Genomic DNA, 21,530 nt, shown 5'->3' with positions numbered 1-21,530 from the left:
TTTACAGCAATTTTTCCTGCTCTTCATGCCATGCTGAAAGTGTGATTAATGTATCTATGAATTGTTCATATTTTTTAGCACCAATTAACTTCTTATATTCTGCAGTCATGCCATCTGCCATTTCACATATTGTATCATGGAGTTTCGTTCCTTTTTCGGTTAGAAAGATCATGATTGACCTGGCATCAGCTTCGCTTTTCTGGGTATAGGTAAGACCTAATCTTTCAAGTTCCTTTACTGTTTTACTTACTCCCTGCTTTGTTACCATAATCTTACTCACCAGGTTATGATTGGAAATGCCACCATGACCAATACTCATGAAATAGGGCATAAAAGTCATATTGAAATCACTTGGCATTAAGTTGGCCAGGTGAGTAGCGGCCGCTTTATCTGTATGCCGTTTTAAAATATAGACTTGTTTGAAAATTAACCTTTCATAATCGTGCACATCTTCCATAACTGCGAATTTAGTATAAATATTACTTATTTAACTCATTTCTATAATGTCATCTAAATCTAATATTGACAATTTTGTTAATAAAATAAGTAAACTTAGTTGACGATATTAGTCAACTAAGTTTACATTTGTTCCGTTAAATATATATTATGGAACCAGAAGAACAAACCCAATCCTCCTCTAAAAAAGTTGTAAAACTGTTAATTATCGGCCTTGTAGCCATCTTTATCTGTTATTTCGCTTTTAACAAAATTATGCACGCACTAACCTATGAAAGCACTGACAATGCACAGCTCGAATCAAATGCTGTCCCTGTCCTGAGCAGAGTTTCTGGTTATATCAATGATTTTAAATTACTGGATTATCACCAGGTACGAAAAGGAGATACCCTGGTGGTTATCGACGATAGTGAGTATGTGCTTGCTGTAAAACAAGCTGAAGCTGATCTTTTAGCGGCAAAAGCAGATCTGAGCAGTGCGGAATCTCAAATCCCAACAATCGGCTCAGATCAGGATGTTGCCTCCGCAGGAATCAGTGTAGAAGAAGTGACTTTGAAACAGGCAAAACGGGATGTAGCCCGCGATGAAACTTTATTTAAAGAAGGATCAATTACCCAGAGGCAGTATGAAAGAAGTCAGTCAGCTTATCAGACTGCTGTACGGATGCTGGCTTCCAGTAAAAGTAAACTCAAACAAGTGGGCACACAAAAAGGAAATGCCAATGCATTGATCCAGCGTGCAAAAGCCAATATCTCTGCCCGGGAAATAGCGCTTGAAAAAGCGAAATTAAACTTAAGTTACACCAGGATTGTGGCCCCTTCTGATGGTAAACTAGGCAAAACCAATCTTAAAACCGGGCAATATGTGCAAGGTGGCCAGCAATTGTTTAACCTGGTGAGTAATGATAATTACTGGATTGTTGCCAATTTCAAAGAAACCCAGATTGAACATATGAGAGTAGGGCAGCTGGTAGATATCGTTATAGACGGCTATCCTGACCATAAAATTACCGGAACCCTATCTGGTTTCAGTGATGCTACAGGTGCAAAATTCTCTTTGCTGCCACCAGATAATTCTACCGGAAACTTTGTTAAAGTTACGCAGCGTGTACCTGTTACCATCCAGATCAATCAGGCAGAAGCACTTAAAGGAATGCTGAAAGCCGGCCTTAGTGCGGCTATAGATGTAAAGGTCAAATAGCTATGGAAGGCGAAAGAAATAAGCTTATAAAAATAATCATTGTAATTACCTGTATCACAGCTGCGATCATGGAGTTGATTGATACTTCGATTGTCAATGTGGCGCTGACCAATATTAGCGGGACACTCGGGGCGACACTTGAAGACGCTTCATGGGTAGTGACTGCTTATGCGATTGCAAACGTGATTGTTATCCCATTAACAGGCTTTCTAAGCCGTTATTTTGGGAGAAAAAACTATTACCTCGCCTCAATTATCCTGTTTACGCTGGCTTCTTACATGTGCGGCAATTCATCTTCGTTATGGATGCTTGTTTTTTGGCGGTTTGTACAGGGAATAGGAGGTGGTGCATTACTTTCTGTTTCACAGGGAATTCTGTTCGACCAGTTTAAACCTGAAGAAAAAGGGATTGCTGGTGGTATATTCGGAATGGGGATTGTTATCGGGCCAACTATTGGCCCCATCCTTGGCGGGTACATTGTAGACAACTACCATTGGGCGCTGATATTTGATATCAACATTCCTATTGGGATAATTGCTGCGCTGCTTACCTGGAAATTTGTAGACAAGAAAGCTGATGAATATAATATTGATAAGAAATCGATCCCGATTGATTATATCGGTATTTTATCTTTAACCATAGGCGTTGGTGCACTTCAGTATATTCTGGAAAAGGGACAATCTGACGATTGGTTTGAGGATGCACATATCCGTTACCTGACCGCTGCTGCCATATTAGGGTTAGGATTGTTTATCTGGTGGGAACTGACCACCAAAAACCCGGCTATCAATTTAAGGGTAATGAAAAGCAAGAACCTGATTGGGAGTAACATATTGACTTTTGTATGTGGTTTTGGGTTATTCGGCTCTGTATACCTGTTCCCGGTAATGGTGCAAAGAGTTATGGGGTACACCCCAACAGAATCAGGCTTGTCGATGATTCCGGGAGCGCTGGTTACCATATTTGCGATGCCTTTTATTGGAGCAGGTTTAGGAAAAGGAATAAAGCCAATCTATTTTGTATCTCTGGGTTTTGCACTGTTTATCTTACACGGATATACGTCTTCACAAGCGGCTCCGGACGCTGATAAATGGTGGTTTATCATTACACAGATTTGTCGTGGAGTAGGTACAGGTTGTTTAACAGTGCCCTTGTTAAGTCAGGCCGTAGTAGGATTAAAGCCTCAAGACATGCCCTATGGTATTTCGCTCAACAATATGTTCCGTCAGCTTGGGGGGGCATTTGGTATTGCGATTATGAATACTTATGCCACTAATCGTTTTGCAACACACCGGATGGATTTGGTTTCTAATCTACAGGGTAATAATCCGCTGTTAGGTGAGCGGCTGAATGGAATAACACAAGGTCTGGTTGCTAAGGGAATGAATCCATCATTAGCAAAACAAGCTGCTTATGGAGCATTAGACCACAGTTTGTCTAATCAAGCACAAATGCAGGCCTATTTAGATGGTTTTCTGCTGATCGCCATCTTTTTTGTCTGCACGATCCCATTTATGCTCCTGTTGAAAAATGAAACGATGGATGCAGAAACAAGAGCAAAAGTTGCAGCAGCAGCACATTAATATCAAGGCTGCAAATTGTCATTAATCAAAAAAAACATGAAAAAGTTATTTCTTATTATATCCCTGATTGCGCTGTCTCCAGCTTTGCGTGCGCAGGAAAATGCAGGAGACCTCAAAACATTGATCAATCAATCCTTTACCTATTTCCCCCAGTTTAAAGAACTCGGGCAAGCTATAGATGTGGAACAACAGCGGATAACGCTGGCTAAGTCTGCTGGTTTGCCTTCTGTACAGGCTACAGGCAACTACCGGTATACGAGTCCGGTATCTCAAATCAGTATTCCTGCTGGTGGCAATGTGCTCGAATTCAGTATTATGCCTAAAAATAATTACAATACATCGCTGGATGCCAGTTATATGCTTTGGGATTTTGGTGTAGTTAAAGCTGGTGTGGACCGGGCTAAAGCGGGGTTGGAATATGCAAAAGATAACCTGGAATTTAATCAGAACCAGATGGCATTTCAAGTGGGTAATATTTATTACCAGATTGCTTATCTCAAAAATGCGATCTCCATCCAGGATAGTGTAATCAATTTTCTGGAAGTCAATAAAAAAGATACCGAAATAAAGTTCAAAAATGGAGATGCCTTAAAATATGATGTACTTTCTATTCAATCCAGCATTGATCAGGAGGGAAATCGTAAAATAGAACTTCAAAATAGCCTGAATAAGCAATATGCTTTGATGGAATATGCAACAGGAACAAGAATCAGGACGAATTCTTCGGATTTTGTTTTCCCTGTAGCCAACAAATATGATCTGAATGAAGCACTGGCAGAGGCACAAAATAATCACCCGGAATTCAGATTGATTAAGGACAGGGTTCAACAAGCAGAAGCAGAACTTAAAGTTAGTCAGACTAATGGTAAACCTTCTTTGATGATGAGTGGGGGAACGGGTTATAAAAATGGTTTTACACCAGATCTTGATAAGTTCAGCTATAATTATTCTGCGGGTGTAACATTGAATATTCCAATCTATCAAGGTGGAAGGGCAAAAAAACAGGTCAGGTTATCACAAAGTCAGCTTTTACAAACTAAGTACTCAGAGGAAACCCTGAATAATACTTATCGTAAAGATATTCAGCAGGCTATGATTGACATTACCAGCAATACTTCTAGCCTGGTGAATTCAGCAAGACAGGTTACAGAGGCTAAAGAAGCACAAAAACTTGCACATAGTCGTTATAGGAACGGAATTGGAACTAATCTGGAACTGACCAGTGCAAGTACCAATGTCCAAAAAGCAGAATTAACCAATTTACAATACAAGTACCAGTTATGCGTAGCACAGTTGACGATTGCTAAACTAACTGGTTTAAAATACTGGTAAATGAAAAACAGGTCTCAATTTATACTAATTCTGTCAACGGTTATCAAGTCTCCATTTGATTTGAACCGGATTAAATGTACAATTGCTAATTTTAAAAGTGTGATTGAATGGAGCCAGGATCTTGATGACGTTGACAAAATTCTCCGTATAGTTTCTCATGAAGATATCAGTGAAAAACTGGTGCTGAATCTGGAAAGGGCAAAAGTGCGCGCAATAATTATGCAGGTATTTGAGAAGAGTATAAGCTGATAAATCAGTAGAATAGCGCTTCAAACTTAAGATCTTACGCTACTGTGAGGTCTTAGGTTCGGAGTCCGCTGATAATATTAAGTCCGGCAAAACCCAATACTAAAATAATTATAGATATTTTTGTCAGGAAATACAATCCCATTTTGAAAACAGATCTTTTCGTTGTTACGCCTCCCTTTACCCAACTGAATACCCCGTATCCTGCAAGTGCCTATATCAAAGGGTTTTTAAATACTAAAAATATTTCTTCAACCCAGGCCGATTTGGGTATTGAGGTTATTTTGGCTTTATTTTCCAGAAAAGGTCTGGAAGATCTTTTCTTTCATGCAGAGCAACTGGCCGGTCAGCCAAAAAGTCCAAATGCGAAACGGATCCTTGCTTTAAAAAAGGAGTATATCAGAACTATTGATGCTGTAATTGCTTTTTTACAAGGCAAAAATCCAACCCTTGCTTTGCAGATTTGCCAGGAAGATTTTTTACCGGAAGCATCAAGATTTATGCAATTGGAAGAATTGGACTGGGCATTTGGTTCAATGGGAACACAGGATAAGGGGAAACATTTAGCTACCTTATATCTGGAGGATATTTCGGATTTTATCATTGAATGTATAGATCAGAATTTTGGTTTTAGCCGTTATGCCGAAAGATTAGGCAGAAGTGCAAATTCATTTGATGAGCTTTATGAAGCTTTGAATCAGAAGTATACCTATATGGATAAACTGCTGATTGAAATTTTAGAGCGGAAAATTGCTGTTATTCAACCTAAGTTATTCTTAATTTCTGTTCCTTTTCCGGGGAATTTGTATGCTGCTTTCCGATGTGCACAATATGTAAAAAAGCATTATCCTGAGATTAAAATATCGATGGGTGGTGGTTTCCCCAATACAGAATTACGTTCGGTTTCTGACAAGAGAGTATTTGAATTTTTTGATTATATCTCACTGGATGACGGGGAATTGCCTATCGAACTGATCTATAATTCGATTATCAAAGCGGGGCCTTTTAATCTGTATAAAAGAACTTTTCTATTGGAAAATGGGGAAGTTACTTATAAAAATGATGCTTTAAGAAGTGACTATAAGCAGTTTGATGTAGGAACGCCTGATTATAGTGATTTACAACTCGATCAATACATTTCGGTCATAGAAATTGTAAATCCAATGCACCGGATGTGGAGTGACGGCCGCTGGAACAAGTTGACCATGGCGCATGGATGTTATTGGGGAAAATGTACATTTTGTGATATTTCTTTAGATTATATTAAGGTTTATGAACCTGTTGCAGCTAAACTGATCGTAGACCGGATTGAAGAATTAAGTGAAAAAACAGGACAGAACGGTTTTCACTTTGTAGATGAGGCTGCACCACCGGCCCTGATGCGTGAAGTTGCATTGGAAATTTTAAGAAGAGAAATCTCTGTAAGCTGGTGGACAAATATCCGTTTTGAGAAAAGCTTTACCAAAGACTTATGTATTTTACTAAAAGCATCTGGCTGTATAGCTGTTTCTGGTGGTTTAGAAGTAGCATCTGATAGGTTGTTAAAGCTCATTGATAAAGGAGTTTCGGTTGAACAAGTGGCCCGGGTTACGAGAAATCTGACGGAAGCGGGAGTATTGGTTCATGCTTATCTGATGTATGGATATCCCACACAAACTATTCAGGAAACTGTAGATAGCATGGAAATGGTGAGACAACTGTTTGAAGCAGGTGTTTTACAATCTGGCTTCTGGCATCAGTTTGCGATGACCGCTCATAGTCCTGTGGGTATGTTCCCGGAAAGATTTGGCGTAGTTAAAGAAACTGAAGTTATTGGAACCTTTGCTAATAATGATATCAATTATATCGATAAAACTGGAATTGACCATAATAAATTTAGCTTTGGTTTAAAGAAATCGCTTTTTAATTTCATGCATGGCATTTGCCTGGATTACAAACTACAGGACTGGTTTGATTTTAAGATCCCCAAAGTAACAATCCCTTCAGATTTTATAGCGCAAGCTTTAAAGGAAGAAAGTAAGTTTGATACTAAGCCAACCGCTAAAGTGGTTTGGTTAGGAGGGAAGCCAGATACCAAATGCTTTTCAAAGAGTAAAAAAGGCAATGCTCTGGAAACTATGATTTTGACATTTCATGATAAAAAAGAAACCTTTACGATTCAGACCAATAAAAATGAAGGGGAATGGCTGACTTCAATCTTACAGAAAATAGAAGTTTCCAATACGAAGATCTATACCTTTCAGGAAATCAAAACTGATTTTGAAACGACAATGGAATATTTTGAATTGTTCTGGTATTCAAAACCAATTTATACATTAAGAGACTTTGGGCTACTGGTTTTATAGCCCAAAGTCATTTTTATTCATACTTCAGCGCTTCGACAGGGTTAGCTTTTGCAGCCTTATAGGCCTGGAAACTGATAGTTAAAAATGCGATGATTGTAGTTCCTGCTATGGATATCAATATAATTGAAAAAGATACAGTTGTTCTGAATTCAAAACTAGTGAGCCATCTGTTCATCAGGTAGTAAGCTAAAGGAACGCCAATACATGCAGCGACAAATACCATTTTCAGAAAGGAAACTGAGAGCAGGTTCATAATATTGCCAACTGACGCGCCCAGTACGCGACGTACACCAAACTCTTTGGTACGCTGTTCTGCGCTGTAACTAACCAGGCCATAAAGCCCCATACAAGAGATCAGTATCGCTATACCACCAAACAGGTTGGCCAGAATGCCCAGGATTTTCTCTGAATGCATTTTCCTTGCGTACAGTTCATTGACAAATCCAATTTCTACCGGATATTCAGGATTGATATTTTTGGCAACGGCCGAAATCAGCTCTATGTTTTTACTTAGACTATTGGCAGGATTTAACTGCATATTAATGTTTCCGCCCTCATTTTTACTAAAATTGATCACCATCTGGCGGCCCGGCTGATAAGGAGAATCCCAGTTAAAATCTTTAAAAATGCCAATTACCTTTAATTGGTTCCCAAAGAGTTTTACGGTCATCCCTACAGGGTTTTTAAGCTTCATGACCTTTACCGCTGTACTGCTCAATAGAATTGCCGCCGTATCTGAGGCAAAATCTCTGGAGAAATCACGGCCTGCTATCAACTCTACACCGCTTGTTTTCACAAAATCATAAGAGGTCTGAAGGCGGTTGAAAACAATTTCCTTTCCTCTGGCTTCCATTCCCGGCCATTCAAGACCATAAAACCAGTTACCTACTCTGATCATGCTCTGGGATGACTGGTTTACGGCAGTCACTGCGCCGGTTTTTAACACTTGCGCTTTAAACAATTCGAACTTACCAGACAGTTCACCATCCTGAGGCATCTCAGCCATTAAGTTGATGTTATACCCTACTGGTCTGTTTTTGATAAACTGCATCTGATTATAGATCACCATGGTAGCGATGACCAGCATAATAGCAAAACAAAACTGTCCCACTACCAGTACCTGCCTCAGATTGACAGGAATAGATTTTGCGCTTGCGGTTTTCTTTTTTAAAGTTTGAACCGGATTAAAGGAAGAAAGGAATAGTGCCGGATAAGTCCCGGATAAAATGCCGGTCACTAATGCTACTGTCAGAATGCCCAGCCAATAACCTGTATTGTTATAGTGAATTGTAATATCTATTTCCAGCAGTTTATTGAATAGTGGTAAACTGACTTCAACAATAGCGGTAGCAATCAGCACCGCTACTGTAGTCAGCACCATAGCTTCGGTCAGGAATTGAGTAACCAAAGAACCCCGTGTTGCACCAATAGTTTTCTTGATACCCACTTCCTTTGCCCTGCGCTCTGATTTGGCCGTGGCCATGTTCATGAAATTGATACAAGCGATAAGCAAAATACCAAAAGCCAATGCAATAAATAAATAGATGCGATCTATATCGCCACCTATACTTTTACCGTTCAGAAATTCACCATATAAATGTCTATCCGATAACGGGAACAGGAAATTCTCATTCTTTTGCGCGGTATAATTTTCATTGAAAAGCTTTTTTACTTTAGCATTAATCAGGTCAATATTGGCCGGATTATTAACTTTAGCCATGGCCAGAAAGCTAAAATCTCCCCAGCCAGGATTTTTAACATAGTTGTTTATGCTTTCAAAAAAAGACCAGGGCATCAAATAATCAAACCTGAGGGAAGTATTGGCAGGCAGATCTTTGATTACACCGGTAACCTTTAAATTATTTGTATTTTTATACCTGACCGTTTTGTTCAGGGCATCTGTTGTGCCGAATAAAATTTTCGCAGTTTCCGCTGTTAATATAACCGAATTTGGTGTATTCAGTGCAGTGTTGGGATTGCCGGCTATAAATTCGTAACTAAAAACTTTCAATATTTCCGGGTCTGCAAAGAGGTCCGTTCTTTTAAATACTTTTTGCTGATTGGCAATGAGTGATCTATCACCACCACCAATACGGGTGATCACATCTACCTCAGGTATTTTGGCCTTAATAGCCATTGCGATTCCATTTCCTGGTGATACACCTGTACTGGTAATCTTTCCGGTAGCATCCTGGAAATTGGTCATCACCTGGTAGATTTTGTCCGCGTCCTTAAAGTGGCGGTCAAAATTCCTTTCGTAATTCACATAAAGCAGCAGTAGCAGACAGGCAGATAAACCTATAGCCAGACCAATTATATTAATCACAGAGGAAGTCTTGTTTCTCCAGAGATTACGCAAAGCGATTTTTAAGTTGAGTCTGAACATGTCAGCAATGATTTATCAATTAAAAACAAATACAATTGAACTGCAATTTACTAAGTTTATGCCAAGAGTTGTTTTTGTTTTAAATCATTGTTTTTCAGTGTTTTAATTTTTAATCATTAATCGATGCGTTCATTATCGAACGGTAAACGTACACTGCCGGACAGTTGAAGTAATTCTATTTCAGACTATCATGAATTACATTGATCATATCCAGGTGTGATTGTGCAATTGAAACAGTTTTAGTTGCAAAGGCCCTGACCTCTGCATCTTTACCATCTTTTGATTCATCTTGTACCAGCTTCAATGCTTTTTTATTCTTACCTGTTATAGTCTCTATATAAGCTTTATCAAAGTCTGCTTTGGATTTTTCATTTAATTCAATTGATTTCTTCTGATCTTGCTCGTCCAGCGTCAGGGGAAGTGTAATGTTTTTCTTTGCAGCGATTGAGGCTAATTCCTTATTTGTTTTCTCATAATCCCTGACTATCATTCTGGCAAAATATTTTAGTTGAACATTTGAAGCATTTTCAGCCGCAATTTTACTGAATTCAACTGCTGCCATTCCATTAGATGCGGCTCTTGTTGCAAATTCTGCATCAGAGACTTTTACGCCCAGTGTACCTGTGGCCATCGTATTGGGAGTTATATCTTTAACCCTGTTTACACTATCAGCAGCAGCTGTAGAATCTTTATTGCTGGTACAGCTCACAAATATTATTGCACAGGTAGTAAGAAAGTAGATTGTTTTTTTCATAATGCTGGTTTTATCGCTTTTATAACACAGAAAGTCAGCTATAGTTTAAGTTGTTGAAATAATTCCTTGTAACAACTAATGAGGTCACTAAGGGTAAATCCACGGTTTAAGCCACTCGGATTAGGTAGTACCCAGACTTTCGCCCCACAGAAATCTTCGGCCTGATAACCCCATGAAATCTGCTTTTTCCCTGAAAAAGCCAGGTAGGCTGCCTTGCCCAGAAAAGCAATATATTTCGGGCGGAAGTAAATCATTTTGCTTTTAAATGCTTCCATAGAGTTTTGAAATTCGTCTTTTGAAAGTTCATCTGCGCGGGTTGTTGCCCTGGCCACCGCTGTAGTCAGGCCATAACCTGAATCCAGGATAGTTGCGTCATTTACAGGGTCAATTTCATAAGGTGTAAAGCCAGCATGGTGTAAAACCTTCCAAAAACGATTATTTCGTCCGGAAAAATGATGTCCGTCCAACGCTGATTTTAAGCCAGGATTGATTCCGCAAAAGAGAACTTCCAGGTCTTTACGAATAATATCTGTTAACATTGATTTGGTTTTCTTTTGCTGTAAAGTTAAGATGAAATCAGGCTAAAAGAATGTGATGCAGATCACACAATTACCTGAAATTTCCTGCCGTAATTTGTAGTATGATTTGATTAAAGTATATAAAAATGGAGACAACAAATAACACTATCCACATGCCTGTACTCGGATTTGGTACGCTGATTCCCGACGCAGCAGAGACTATAAGTGCTACCAGAGATGCACTAAAAGCTGGATTCCGACACTTTGATTGCGCAGAAAGATACCGAAATGAAAGCGCGGTAGGAGAGGCATTGCAGGCAGGACTTTCAGCCGAAGGTCTCAGCCGCGAAGAGATATTTGTGACCACAAAGTTGTGGAATACGAATCATCGGCCTGATCGCGTGGAGGCGGCATTTCAGGCAAGTCTGAACAGACTTGGCCTTACCTACCTGGATCTCTATCTCATTCACACTCCGTTCGCATTTCAACCGGGAGCGGAGCAGGATCCACGGGATGAAAACGGTAATGTTATTTACGATCGTGAGGTTACTTTACTTGATACGTGGAGGGCAATGGAAAAGCTTGTTGACAGTGGCAGATGCAGGGCTATTGGATTGTCCGATATCAGCCTAAACGAATTATTGCCTATTTATGAAGCAGCGAGAATTAAGCCTGCGGTGGTTCAGGTCGAGTCGCATCCGTATTTGCCAGAAACGGAACTTTTGGAATTCTGCAAGGAAAAGGGGATTGTGTTTTTGGCTTTTGCACCATTGGGACATGGAATAAAACCAGGGCCGCTCGAAGATCCGGCTGTTTTGTCGGTTGCTGCAAGGGTTGGAAAGACACCCGCTCAGGTATTGCTGGCCTGGGCAATTCAGCGTGGAACGGCTTTATTGACTACACCCCGGACTGCGGCCCGTGCACAAGAGAACTTTGACATCTCTTTTTTGCCACAAGACGCTTTCGATGAAATCAATAGTATTCAGACCAGGCAGAGATTCAACGCAGTGGTGAAAACTGGAGTACCGGGGTTTATTGCAAAAGGTAGTTAAGGAGGAAAAACAAAAAAAATGAGTGAGTCTTAGCTTAATTCAGGGCAGGCTTACTCATTCGATTGTAAGGATTATCTTCGTGACAAGCCATTAGTTAGTGGTTGATGCGGTTACGTCCGTGATTTTTTTATTCGCTCACGGTGCATAATGCCCCATTCACTTAATGACTTGACTACATCTTTTAAGCTGGAACTATAAGCGGTCAACTCGTATTCCACCATTACCGGAGAGTCTTCTGCATAAACATTCCTTTTAACGAATCCGTTCATTTCTAACTCCTTCAATTCATTAGACAATACCCTGGCCGATATGCCTGGAATAATACGTCTTAATTCATTAAATCTTTTATTGCTCCCTGACAGACCAATAATCACTCTTAATTTCCATTTTCCGCCTACTGCATAAAGTGCATCACCTACGGCCATAACTAGCGCTGAGCAATCTTCAGAAGTAATGTTCGGACCTTCGCACGATTTTTCCATTGTTATAACTAACTATAAGGTTACTGGTAACCTTTTGTTTACTAGTATCAAAAGGTAAGCAAATGTAAATAAATTTGTAGTCATAAATTTAATCATATGATCACTAAAATTTTTTTAATACTCGGAATTCTATTGCTCCTTGGGGCTGTAGCTTATTTTTATTTTGTTTATTCACCTGTACCTGCTGAACCTCAGTTAAGCGGAAAGATTCATTCTGGGAAGATCCATGTGAGTCATCAGGATCGAAATTATCTGACCTATATCCCAAAAAAGCTGGTTGCTAAACCGGGGATCATTTTTGCAATGCATGGTACAGGCATGAACTCAGTCCGCATGAGAGAATGGAGCGGCTATGAACTGGATAAACTAGCCGATCAGTACGGATTTATTGTTGTTTATCCTGATGGTTATAAAGGCAATTGGAATGACTTGCGCAAAAATTCTCCTTTTGAGGCAAAAAAGGAAAATATTGATGATGTGGGTTTTATTGAAGCCTTAGTCGATAGATTCGGGAAAGAGCAACATATAGATCCTAAAAAAGTATTTATTTTTGGATTCTCCAATGGAGGACAGGTAGCGATCAGGCTGGCATTGGAAAAACCAGAAATGGTGAATGCAATCTGCGCTATAAGTGCTAATCTGCCAACGCCCGAAACTTTTTCATTTATTGGTAAAGGGGCTACTTCAAGAGTTATGCTCGTAACAGGAACAGAAGATGGAATAAATCCTTACCTGGGAGGACCAGTAACTTTGTTTGGGATACAAAAGGTTGGTACAGCAATTTCTGCTAAAGCTACCGCTGAATATTTTGTGGAACGTAACGCGACGAATGCATCTCCTGAAAATAAGGTTTTTCCAAGTCATAAAGTAAATGATCCGACATCAGTTGAACTTCAGCGCTGGAACTCATCAGGTAAATCAGCAGTTGAATTGATTACCATTGTGGGAGGCGGGCATGTTATTCCTCAACAAAAATTCAGATTTCCAAGGCTAATGGGTAAAACTAGCAGTAATTTTGACGCTCCGCTGGAAGCCATTAAATTTTTTGGATTAACAGATTCTCTTTGAACCGATTAATAAGTGTTAATTGATCTTTCTGATCTCGTTTCTGAACGAGAGAGGTGAAATACCTTCGTATCTTTTAAACAGGCGGCTAAAATAAGAAGGATCAAATACTCCCAAGGAAAATGAAATTTCATTGATACTCATGTTGGTCTGAAAAAGGAGGACTTTTGCTTCGAGGATTAAAGCTTCATCTATCCACTTGGTTGGAGATTTGTTAGTGAATTTTTTCATCACTTTACTTAAATGGTTCGGACTAATATGAAGAAGCAGGGCATAATCGCTAACCTGCTTCTTCTTTTTAACATGCAGGGTAACCAAATTGATGAAGTCTTTGACCAATTTTATTGATGCAGACTTCTTTAAAACGGTATCACCACTGCTTTCCTTTCTGATTTCCAATATAAAAGCCAGAAAATAACTTCTTATAATTTCCAAACGGGTTAATCCATTTTCATTATTTTCTTTAAATATCCGTTCAAGCAATTGAGCAGCAAAACTGGAAGATTCTTGTTCAAGGCTAATCAAAGGGGGGCCTGCAAAATCAAGCAGACCGGATGCTGAAAGTATTCCCGCATTGTCGTAATCCCCGGAAAGGATGCCCTTACTAAAGATAATTAAGAATCCATTAGTAGATTTACTGGTATCATATTTCTCGAAAGAGAAAATCTGTCCGGATGGTATATGTAATATATTATGTTTAACGGCAAGATAAGATTCAGTACCAATATTCATTTGTGCCTCACCATCGGTAATAAATAAGATGATATCGTTTAATGACCTTGTGGGAGGCACACGGTGATTAGTATAAGGATACATCTCTTCTATCCTCATGATTAGAAACCGGTCATAATCATAACGAATAGAATGATTCTGTTCAACCAGGGGCATAAACTTTGAAGTAAATGCCCTGGTACCATATATGTTTATTTTTTCGCCTTCGTCCATAGACTTATAGCTCAAATATATGTTTCCAGCTTTCCGCTTCCAAATTTTTTACGCAGGACAGCCCATATATCTGGTGCACCAAAGAAAAACCATATAGCCATTATAGGATCACATATCATACATCCAAAAGATGAGGCAGGATCCATAGGTACAATTGCATCAGCATATAAATGATGTACCAGATCCCAGCCAGTGTGTAATAGCCAGCCAATACCAATCATATAGTTTCGGGTTAAACCTTTATAAGCTACAATCGATATAATGGTGCAGAAAACAAATTCCCACGGTCCAAGACCACTGCTTAGATATGCGGCGCCAGCACCTGCGAGTACTACCGCATTCATTCTTGTCCGGTTTTCTTCCCTGACCATTGAAAATATACTGATATACAAAGTGGCGATTATAACTGCGCCAATAATTTGAGGCATTCCGACCTCAGGAACAATGTGATTTTTCATAATTATTTTTTCTCCAAAGGTCCCCGGACTTTAATACACCTGACAGGATGCTTTTTGGTTTTTTCAGGACATTTCAATCATTATCCAAAGAATTGCGCCGATGTCATCGTCCTTGGCTGGTTATAGTGGAAAAGTATCTGTCTTTCCCTGTTTTGTATAAATGGCCTTAAATACCAGCCTATACTTTTGGTGTCTGAATAGTTATTGAAAATTAATTGAAATAATACCAGATTTCATGGGAAGTAAAGACAGAATTGCAAGGCAAAAAGATGAAACGAGACTTAACATTCTTGAATCAGCTTTGGAGATCGTAAAAAGGGAAGGGTGGAATGCGCTAAGTATGAGAAAAATTGCTGACAGGATAGAATACACAGCTCCAATCATCTACGAATATTTTGAAAATAAAGAAGGTATTTTGATTGAACTCACCCGTATAGGATTTATTAGCCTGGCGGCAGAGATCAGGTTAGCGCGAGCTGAGCATAATAAAGCTGAAGAGCAGCTTGAAGCAATGTGGAAGACCTACTGGAATTTCGCATTTAAAAATAAAGCACTTTATCAACTCATGTATGGTGTGGACATGAATGTCTGTGTATTTAAAAAGTCATTGGCTGAAGCCGAAGCGACCGATAACCTTTTCTTTCAGGTCATAGAAAAGCTAATTACTGTTGAAAATTTTACCGAAAATCTGGTCTGTAGAAAGTATTATACTTTCTGGTCTGTAATCCATGGGCTTATCTCTATTAACCTGGTCAATAAAGGTCGTGATGAAGCGATGAATCAGCGTATTCTGAAAGACGCAATCAGAGGTATAATTAAATACATCGAAGAATGAAATACTACATAACAGCAATTTAAAATAATGAAATACAATCTTTTTTATTCATCAAAAATTAACATCGTTAAACAATTTAATAACACAATGAAACCTTTACTGATATTACTTTTAGCTATATTCCTGGCAGGATGTGCTGGGAAAAACCAGCAAAACCAAGCTGCTTCGCCTCCATCTTTGCCTGTAATACGTTTAGTTTCCAGCAATGAAACTACCTACCAGGAATTTCCTGCTTCGATCCAGGGAACAATTGATTTAGAAATACGACCCCAGGTTTCTGGTATCCTGGAGCAGATCTTTGTCAATGAAGGTGCCAGGGTAGAAAAAGGAGAACCACTATTTAAAATTGACGAACGGCCATTTCAGGAAGCGGTCAATAATGCTAAAGGTTCTTTGGAATCTGCGAAAGCAACCCTGATCAATGCACAACTTGAAGTTGAAAAGCTTATACCTTTAGTAGCCAATAAAGTGATTGCTGATTTTCAGCTTAAAACAGCTAAATCAAACTATCAATCAGCAAAAGCCAATGTTGAACAAGCTAAAGCGGCAGTCGCAACAGCAAACATAAACTTAGGCTATACCTTGATCAAAGCACCTGTAAGCGGCTTTGTTGGCCGTCTGCCTAAAAAGCAAGGTAGTTTAATCAGTATAAGTGATCTGATTCCGCTTACACTACTTTCAGACGCTCATGAAGTTCATGTCTACTTTTCTTTAGGAGAGGATGATTTTATCAATTTTAATGATAAATATCCAGGTAAATCTATACCAGAAAGACTGAAAAAATTACCTCGTGTTTCCCTGGTACTCTCAGATAAAACAGTTTATCAGCAAGAAGGCCAGATTGATATGGTAGATGGACAATTTGATAAGCAAACAGGTTCAATTGCTTTAAGAGCTACTTTTCCTAATCCACAAGGGCTTTTAAAATCTGGAAATACCGGTAAATTGAGATTGTCCATGATCCATCCGGATGCTATTCTGATCCCACAATCTTCTACTATAGAAATTCAGGATAAAATGTTTGTCTACACTGTGGACAGCAATAATAAAGTGAGTAAAATACCGATCACCATTTTGGGAACCGAAGGTACTAATTACCTGGTAAAAGAAGGTTTAAAAGCAGGAGATCAGATAGTTTTTGATGGTATCGACAAACTGAAAGAAGGAGAGGTGATCAAACCGGAAAAAGTAAAACAAGATCCGACTAAAACTACATCAAGATAATTTACAAATCATGTTTAAAAAAATTATAAATAGACCCGTCTTAGCTACCGTTATTTCCATTTTACTGGTCATATTGGGCGTGCTTGGACTTACTAAATTACCCCTGCAACAATTTCCGGATATAGCTCCGCCTGCCGTACAAGTGACCGCCCTGTATCCGGGTGCAAATGCCGAAACTGTACTGCGCTCAGTAGCTCCTTCTTTGGAGGAATCAATTAATGGGGTTGAAAATATGACTTATATGAGCTCAACTGCCAGTAATGATGGTTCATTGGTGATTTCAGTTTACTTCAAATTAGGTACTGATCCGGATCAGGCAGCAGTAAACGTTCAAAACCGTGTTTCACAAGCAACCAGCCAGCTACCCGAAGAAGTTATCCAGGCTGGCGTGACCACGGCAAAACAACAGAATAGTATAATCATGGTTCTGGGTATCAGCAGTTCCGATGAAAAGGTTTACGACCAGACATTCCTCGCTAATTATTCCCAGATCAATCTGATCCCTGAGTTGAAAAGAATTCAGGGAGTAGGGCAGGCAAATATAATTGGCGGAAGTAAAGATTACTCCATGCGTGTATGGCTGAATCCTGCACAAATGGCTACCTATAAGCTAACGCCAAATGAGGTCATGGCCATAATTAAAGACAAAAATCTGGAAGCTGCCCCAGGGAAATTTGGGGAAAGCAGTAAAAATGCTTTTGAATATGTCCTAAAATATAAAGGAAAGTTGAATAAACCAGAAGAATATGAAAATATCATTATCCGCTCCAATGCTGATGGTTCATTTTTGCGGCTCAAAGATGTAGCCAGAATAGAACTTGGGTCTTATACCTATTCAAATCTTACCCGTAATGATAGTAAAACGGCATTAAGTATTGCCGTTCAGCAATTGAGTGGTTCTAATGCAAACGATATCCAGATCGGAATTGAGGCATTCATGAAAAAGGCGGAGAAAAATTTCCCTAAAGGCATTAAGTATGACCTTGTTTATAGTACCAAAACCTCTTTAGATCAATCTATTGAACAGGTAATTCATACTTTGATTGAGGCGTTTATCCTGGTATTTATCGTTGTGTACATCTTTTTACAGGATTTTCGTTCTACGCTGATCCCGGCGATTGCTGTTCCGGTTGCGATTTTAGGAACATTCTTTTTTATGAAGTTTTTTGGCTTCTCTATTAACTTACTAACCTTATTTGCCTTGGTACTGGCTATTGGTATTGTGGTAGATGATGCGATTGTAGTAGTCGAAGCTGTACATGCAAAGATGGAGCATAAACACCTTCCTCCAAAAGCTGCTACTGCTGCCGCTATGCACGAAATCACGGGCGCAATCATTTCAATTACCCTGGTGATGAGTGCGGTATTTTTACCTGTTGGTTTTATGGAAGGTTCTACCGGGGTTTTCTACAGACAATTTGCCTTTACCCTGGCTATTGCTATTGTGATCTCAGCTATTAATGCACTAACACTAAGTCCGGCATTATGTGCTTTGTTCTTAAAAGAAAATCATGCTGTAAGTCATGAGCCAGGTACTAAAACGACTTTTAAGCAACGATTCTTTAAAAGTTTTAATACTAGTTTTGATGCTTTGACCAACAGATATACAAGTAGTCTGAGGTTTTTGATCCGGGCAAAATGGGTTGGTATTCTGGGGTTATTTATTGTGATGGCTTTTACAGTTTTAATGATAAAAAAAACACGTACAGGATTTATTCCTTCAGAAGACCAGGGGTTTGTGGTTGTTTCTATGTCGCTCCCGGCAGGTGCTTCAATGGACAGGAGTACAACGATCCTAAAGGAAACGGAAGTTTTATTAAAGCCAATGGCTTATACTAAACTGTTCGCTGCATTATCTGGTTATAACTTGCTCACTTCTTCAAATAGTCCATCAGCCGGCGCGTTGTTTATTCTGTTAAAGCCTGCTGAAAAACGTGGAGCGCTTAAGGATATCAATAAGATTATGGATTCCATAAGAGAGAAACTCGCTACTGTTAAAGGTGCAAATTTCTTTGTGTTTACTTTTCCAACTGTTCCGGGTTTCAGTAATATCGATGGTTTAGATATGGTACTACAGGATAAAACTGGTGGGAACCTGGGTAAATTTAGCGGCGTGGCAACTAACTTTATTAGTGAGCTAATGAAACGGCCGGAAATAGCAATGGCCTTTACTACTTTCAAATCGGATTATCCGCAGTTGGAACTACAACTGGATGAAGCTAAAATTGAGCAGTTAAACGTTTCTGTGCGGGATGTATTGAGTACGATGCAGGCTTTTTTGGTAGTGCACAAGCTTCGGATTTTAACAGGTTTGGAAAGTATTACAGGGTAATGGTACAGGCTGATGTGGCCGACCGTGCTGATCCTTCTTCTATGGATAATGTATTTGTGAAAAACAGGTCTGGTGAAAACGTACCGATCAATACCCTTGTCAAACTGAAAAGGGTTTATGGGCCTGAAACGGTGTCCCGTTATAATCTGTTTAATTCTATCGGGATTAATGCAATGCCTAAACCTGGTTACAGTTCGGGTGATGCTATCAGAGCGGTCGAAGAAGTTGCAGCGCAACAATTACCGTCAGGGTTTGCTTATGAATTTACTGGTATCACAAAAGAAGAGATTACTTCCGGAGGACAATCTGTGATCATCTTTGCTTTATGTCTGATATTTGTATACTTCCTTTTAGCAGCACAGTATGAGAGCTATATTTTACCTCTGGCTGTGATTTTGTCTATTCCTACAGGAATATTTGGGGTATTTGCAGCGATCGGCTTAACCGGAATAGAAAACAATATTTATGTACAGGTAGCGCTGGTCATGTTAATTGGTCTGCTTGCAAAAAATGCTATTCTGATTGTTGAATTTGCTGTTCAACGAAGAAATGCTGGGCAGGATCTGATTGCTGCTTCTTTGGAGGCCGCTAAATTAAGGCTTCGTCCAATCATTATGACCTCTCTGGCTTTTGTGGTAGGGCTGATTCCAATGATGCGGGCTTCCGGGCCTTCGGCTTTGGGTAACCACTCGATTAGTATTGGTGCCGCCGGCGGAATGGTTACTGGAGTAATTTTAGGATTATTTATCATTCCTGTACTGTTTGTCATCTTCCAGTTTTTACAGGAAAAGGTGACAGGTATACCAGTAGCAGTGATGAACAGGGAAGAGCTATCTGCTCATGATCATCATCCTGTTCATGAAACAGGGAAACTTGAAATACACACTAATTAATTAACGATTCAATGAAACAACTTATAAATTTATATACTCTTTTAATACTGCTGGCTTTTTTAAGCGCCTGCAAAATATCTAAAGATATTCCATTGCCTCAATCAGCAATCCCTGAAAATTTCAGGGGAGCTGAAATTACTGATTCTGCAAGTATAGCTTCTGTTTCTATCAAAGAGTTTATAGCAGAAGAGGAAGTTCTAAAGCTGATAGATAAGGCTTTGATCAGAAATTATGATATGCAGACTGCACTCAAAAATATAGAAAGTGCTGAACTGCTTTTCAAACAAGCTAAACTGGGCAATACTCCCGCATTAATATTACAGCTTACTGCCAGTTCCAACAGGCCTTCAAGTAACAGTTTAAGTGGGTTAAGTGGGAGTGAGTTTCTGGGAACAAATCATATCGAAGATTTCAATACGAATCTCGGACTGAACTGGGAAGCGGATATCTGGGGTAAAATCAGCAGACAAAAACAAGCTGCTTTAGCCGCATATTTGCAAAGTACCGAGGCTAAAAAAGCAATTCAGACCAGGTTGATTGCCAATATAGCGCAAGGATATTACCGGTTACTGATGATGGATTCACAACTCCGGACTGCTCAAAAAAACCTGACATTGAATGATAGTACTTTGCGGATTATCAAGTTCCAGTTTGATGCCGGTCAGGCCAATTCTCTGGCTATACAACAGGCAGAAGCGCAGCGGTTCGTTACTGCTCAGCTCATCCCTCAACTTGAACAGAATATAGAAATTCAGGAAAATGCGCTTCGCTTGCTGACAGGCGAAAACCCATCAGCGATTAAGCGATTAGCTACCCTTGAAAAAACTAAAATAGCTGTTCATTTATCAGCCGGTGTACCATCAGAAATGGTTGGACGCAGACCAGATGTGAAAGCTTTTGAATATGCTTTGTCAGCAGCAAATGCAAAGGTAGGCGTGAGTAAGGCTAGTCTGTATCCTTCTTTAAGTATAACAGCTAGTGGTGGTATTAATTCATTTAAATCGAGTAATTGGTTCAATATACCCGCCTCTTTATTTGGAGTAGTTGCTGGTGGAATAACACAGCCGGTTTTTCAGCGCAGACAGTTAAAGACGGCTTATGAATTAGCCAAAATTGATAGAGAAAAGGTGGTTATCGGCTTTCGTCAAACAGTCTTAACCGCAGTTGCAGAAGTTGCTGACGAGCTGGTTAAAATTGAAAAATTAAAGTCGCAGTACAGCATCGCAAATTCAAGAGTAAATGTGCTGCGGCAGGCAGTGACCAATGCAGTACTCTTATTCAAAAGCGGAATGGCAAATTATCTGGAAGTGATTACCGCTCAAAGTAATTTTTTACAGAGTGAATTGGAGCTGGCCAATGTAAAAGCAGCTCAGCTCAACGCAACGGTAGAACTTTATCGGAGTGTGGGAGGTGGGTATTAAATA

At 39.4% G+C, this 21,530-nt stretch carries 17 protein-coding genes and 1 pseudogene; 11 read left to right on the top strand and 7 right to left on the bottom strand.

The genetic code is table 11. The features are described 5' to 3' along the window. Position 1: 1 nt before the first annotated feature. Positions 2–457, bottom strand: a complete 456-nt coding sequence (locus tag HDE70_RS11755) for a MarR family winged helix-turn-helix transcriptional regulator (protein WP_183890251.1) — start codon at positions 455–457, stop codon at positions 2–4. Between the two features lie 149 nt (positions 458–606). On the opposite strand from HDE70_RS11755, the gene HDE70_RS11750 reads away from it, so the two are divergent. The 5 genes from HDE70_RS11750 (at position 607) to HDE70_RS11730 (ending at position 7,162) form a co-directional block, all read left to right on the top strand. Continuing rightward, the gene (locus HDE70_RS11750; protein WP_183890249.1) at positions 607–1,656 is read left to right on the top strand and encodes an HlyD family secretion protein; all 1,050 of its coding nucleotides are present in this window, start codon (positions 607–609) and stop codon (positions 1,654–1,656) included. 2 nt (positions 1,657–1,658) lie between these two features. Next, positions 1,659–3,239, top strand: a complete 1,581-nt coding sequence (locus tag HDE70_RS11745; RefSeq protein ID WP_183869779.1) for a DHA2 family efflux MFS transporter permease subunit — start codon at positions 1,659–1,661, stop codon at positions 3,237–3,239. 36 nt (positions 3,240–3,275) lie between these two features. Continuing rightward, on the top strand, positions 3,276–4,571 hold the full coding sequence (locus HDE70_RS11740; RefSeq protein WP_183869780.1) for a TolC family protein: 1,296 nt from the start codon (positions 3,276–3,278) through the stop codon (positions 4,569–4,571). Beyond that, positions 4,572–4,820: a hypothetical protein gene (locus HDE70_RS11735; RefSeq protein WP_183869781.1), complete on the top strand. Its 249-nt coding sequence runs from the start codon at positions 4,572–4,574 to the stop codon at positions 4,818–4,820. Between the two features lie 143 nt (positions 4,821–4,963). Further along, entirely contained in the window at positions 4,964–7,162 is a 2,199-nt protein-coding gene (locus HDE70_RS11730) for a B12-binding domain-containing radical SAM protein (protein WP_183890248.1), read from the top strand. Positions 7,163–7,175: 13 nt separating this feature from the next. On the opposite strand, the gene HDE70_RS11725 is transcribed toward HDE70_RS11730, so the two are convergent. The 3 genes from HDE70_RS11725 to mug form a co-directional block, all read right to left on the bottom strand. Beyond that, positions 7,176–9,548, bottom strand: a complete 2,373-nt coding sequence (locus HDE70_RS11725; protein WP_183890246.1) for an ABC transporter permease — start codon at positions 9,546–9,548, stop codon at positions 7,176–7,178. 175 nt (positions 9,549–9,723) lie between these two features. After that, a complete protein-coding gene (locus tag HDE70_RS11720) occupies positions 9,724–10,302 on the bottom strand; it encodes a DUF4142 domain-containing protein (protein ID WP_183869784.1) in 579 nt (192 codons plus the stop codon). Between the two features lie 38 nt (positions 10,303–10,340). Beyond that, positions 10,341–10,841 (bottom strand): G/U mismatch-specific DNA glycosylase, encoded by a 501-nt coding sequence (mug, locus tag HDE70_RS11715; protein ID WP_183890244.1) that lies wholly within the window; start codon positions 10,839–10,841, stop codon positions 10,341–10,343. Between the two features lie 125 nt (positions 10,842–10,966). Here mug and HDE70_RS11710 point away from each other — a divergent pair, with 125 nt between their 5' ends. Next, a complete protein-coding gene (locus HDE70_RS11710) occupies positions 10,967–11,872 on the top strand; it encodes an aldo/keto reductase (protein WP_183890242.1) in 906 nt (301 codons plus the stop codon). 110 nt (positions 11,873–11,982) lie between these two features. Here the strand turns inward: HDE70_RS11710 and HDE70_RS11705 are convergent, their stop codons facing one another. Next, positions 11,983–12,354 (bottom strand): winged helix-turn-helix transcriptional regulator, encoded by a 372-nt coding sequence (locus tag HDE70_RS11705; RefSeq protein WP_183890239.1) that lies wholly within the window; start codon positions 12,352–12,354, stop codon positions 11,983–11,985. A gap of 96 nt (positions 12,355–12,450) precedes the next feature. Between HDE70_RS11705 and HDE70_RS11700 the strand changes: the two genes are divergently transcribed. Then, complete coding sequence (locus HDE70_RS11700) at positions 12,451–13,422, top strand: alpha/beta hydrolase family esterase (protein WP_183890238.1); 972 nt, start codon at positions 12,451–12,453, stop codon at positions 13,420–13,422. A gap of 15 nt (positions 13,423–13,437) precedes the next feature. Here the strand turns inward: HDE70_RS11700 and HDE70_RS11695 are convergent, their stop codons facing one another. Next, a complete protein-coding gene (locus HDE70_RS11695; protein WP_183890236.1) occupies positions 13,438–14,364 on the bottom strand; it encodes an AraC family transcriptional regulator in 927 nt (308 codons plus the stop codon). Between the two features lie 11 nt (positions 14,365–14,375). Next, a complete protein-coding gene (locus HDE70_RS11690) occupies positions 14,376–14,822 on the bottom strand; it encodes a DUF6010 family protein (protein WP_221302040.1) in 447 nt (148 codons plus the stop codon). A 235-nt stretch (positions 14,823–15,057) separates the two neighbouring features. On the opposite strand from HDE70_RS11690, the gene HDE70_RS11685 reads away from it, so the two are divergent. From HDE70_RS11685 to HDE70_RS11670, 4 genes and pseudogenes are all read left to right on the top strand, one after another. Then, the gene (locus HDE70_RS11685; RefSeq protein WP_183890234.1) at positions 15,058–15,657 is read left to right on the top strand and encodes a TetR/AcrR family transcriptional regulator; all 600 of its coding nucleotides are present in this window, start codon (positions 15,058–15,060) and stop codon (positions 15,655–15,657) included. An 87-nt stretch (positions 15,658–15,744) separates the two neighbouring features. Then, a complete protein-coding gene (locus tag HDE70_RS11680) occupies positions 15,745–16,881 on the top strand; it encodes an efflux RND transporter periplasmic adaptor subunit (protein ID WP_260160382.1) in 1,137 nt (378 codons plus the stop codon). A 10-nt stretch (positions 16,882–16,891) separates the two neighbouring features. After that, positions 16,892–20,106: pseudogene (locus tag HDE70_RS11675) on the top strand (efflux RND transporter permease subunit). A gap of 11 nt (positions 20,107–20,117) precedes the next feature. Then, the gene (locus HDE70_RS11670; RefSeq protein ID WP_183890230.1) at positions 20,118–21,527 is read left to right on the top strand and encodes a TolC family protein; all 1,410 of its coding nucleotides are present in this window, start codon (positions 20,118–20,120) and stop codon (positions 21,525–21,527) included. Positions 21,528–21,530 lie beyond the last annotated feature (3 nt).

The sequence above is a fragment of the Pedobacter cryoconitis genome, from assembly GCF_014200595.1.
GTDB lineage: Bacteria > Bacteroidota > Bacteroidia > Sphingobacteriales > Sphingobacteriaceae > Pedobacter > Pedobacter cryoconitis_C.
The sequence above is the reverse complement of the archived record's forward strand: the minus strand, read 5'-3'. Positions and strand labels throughout refer to the sequence as shown.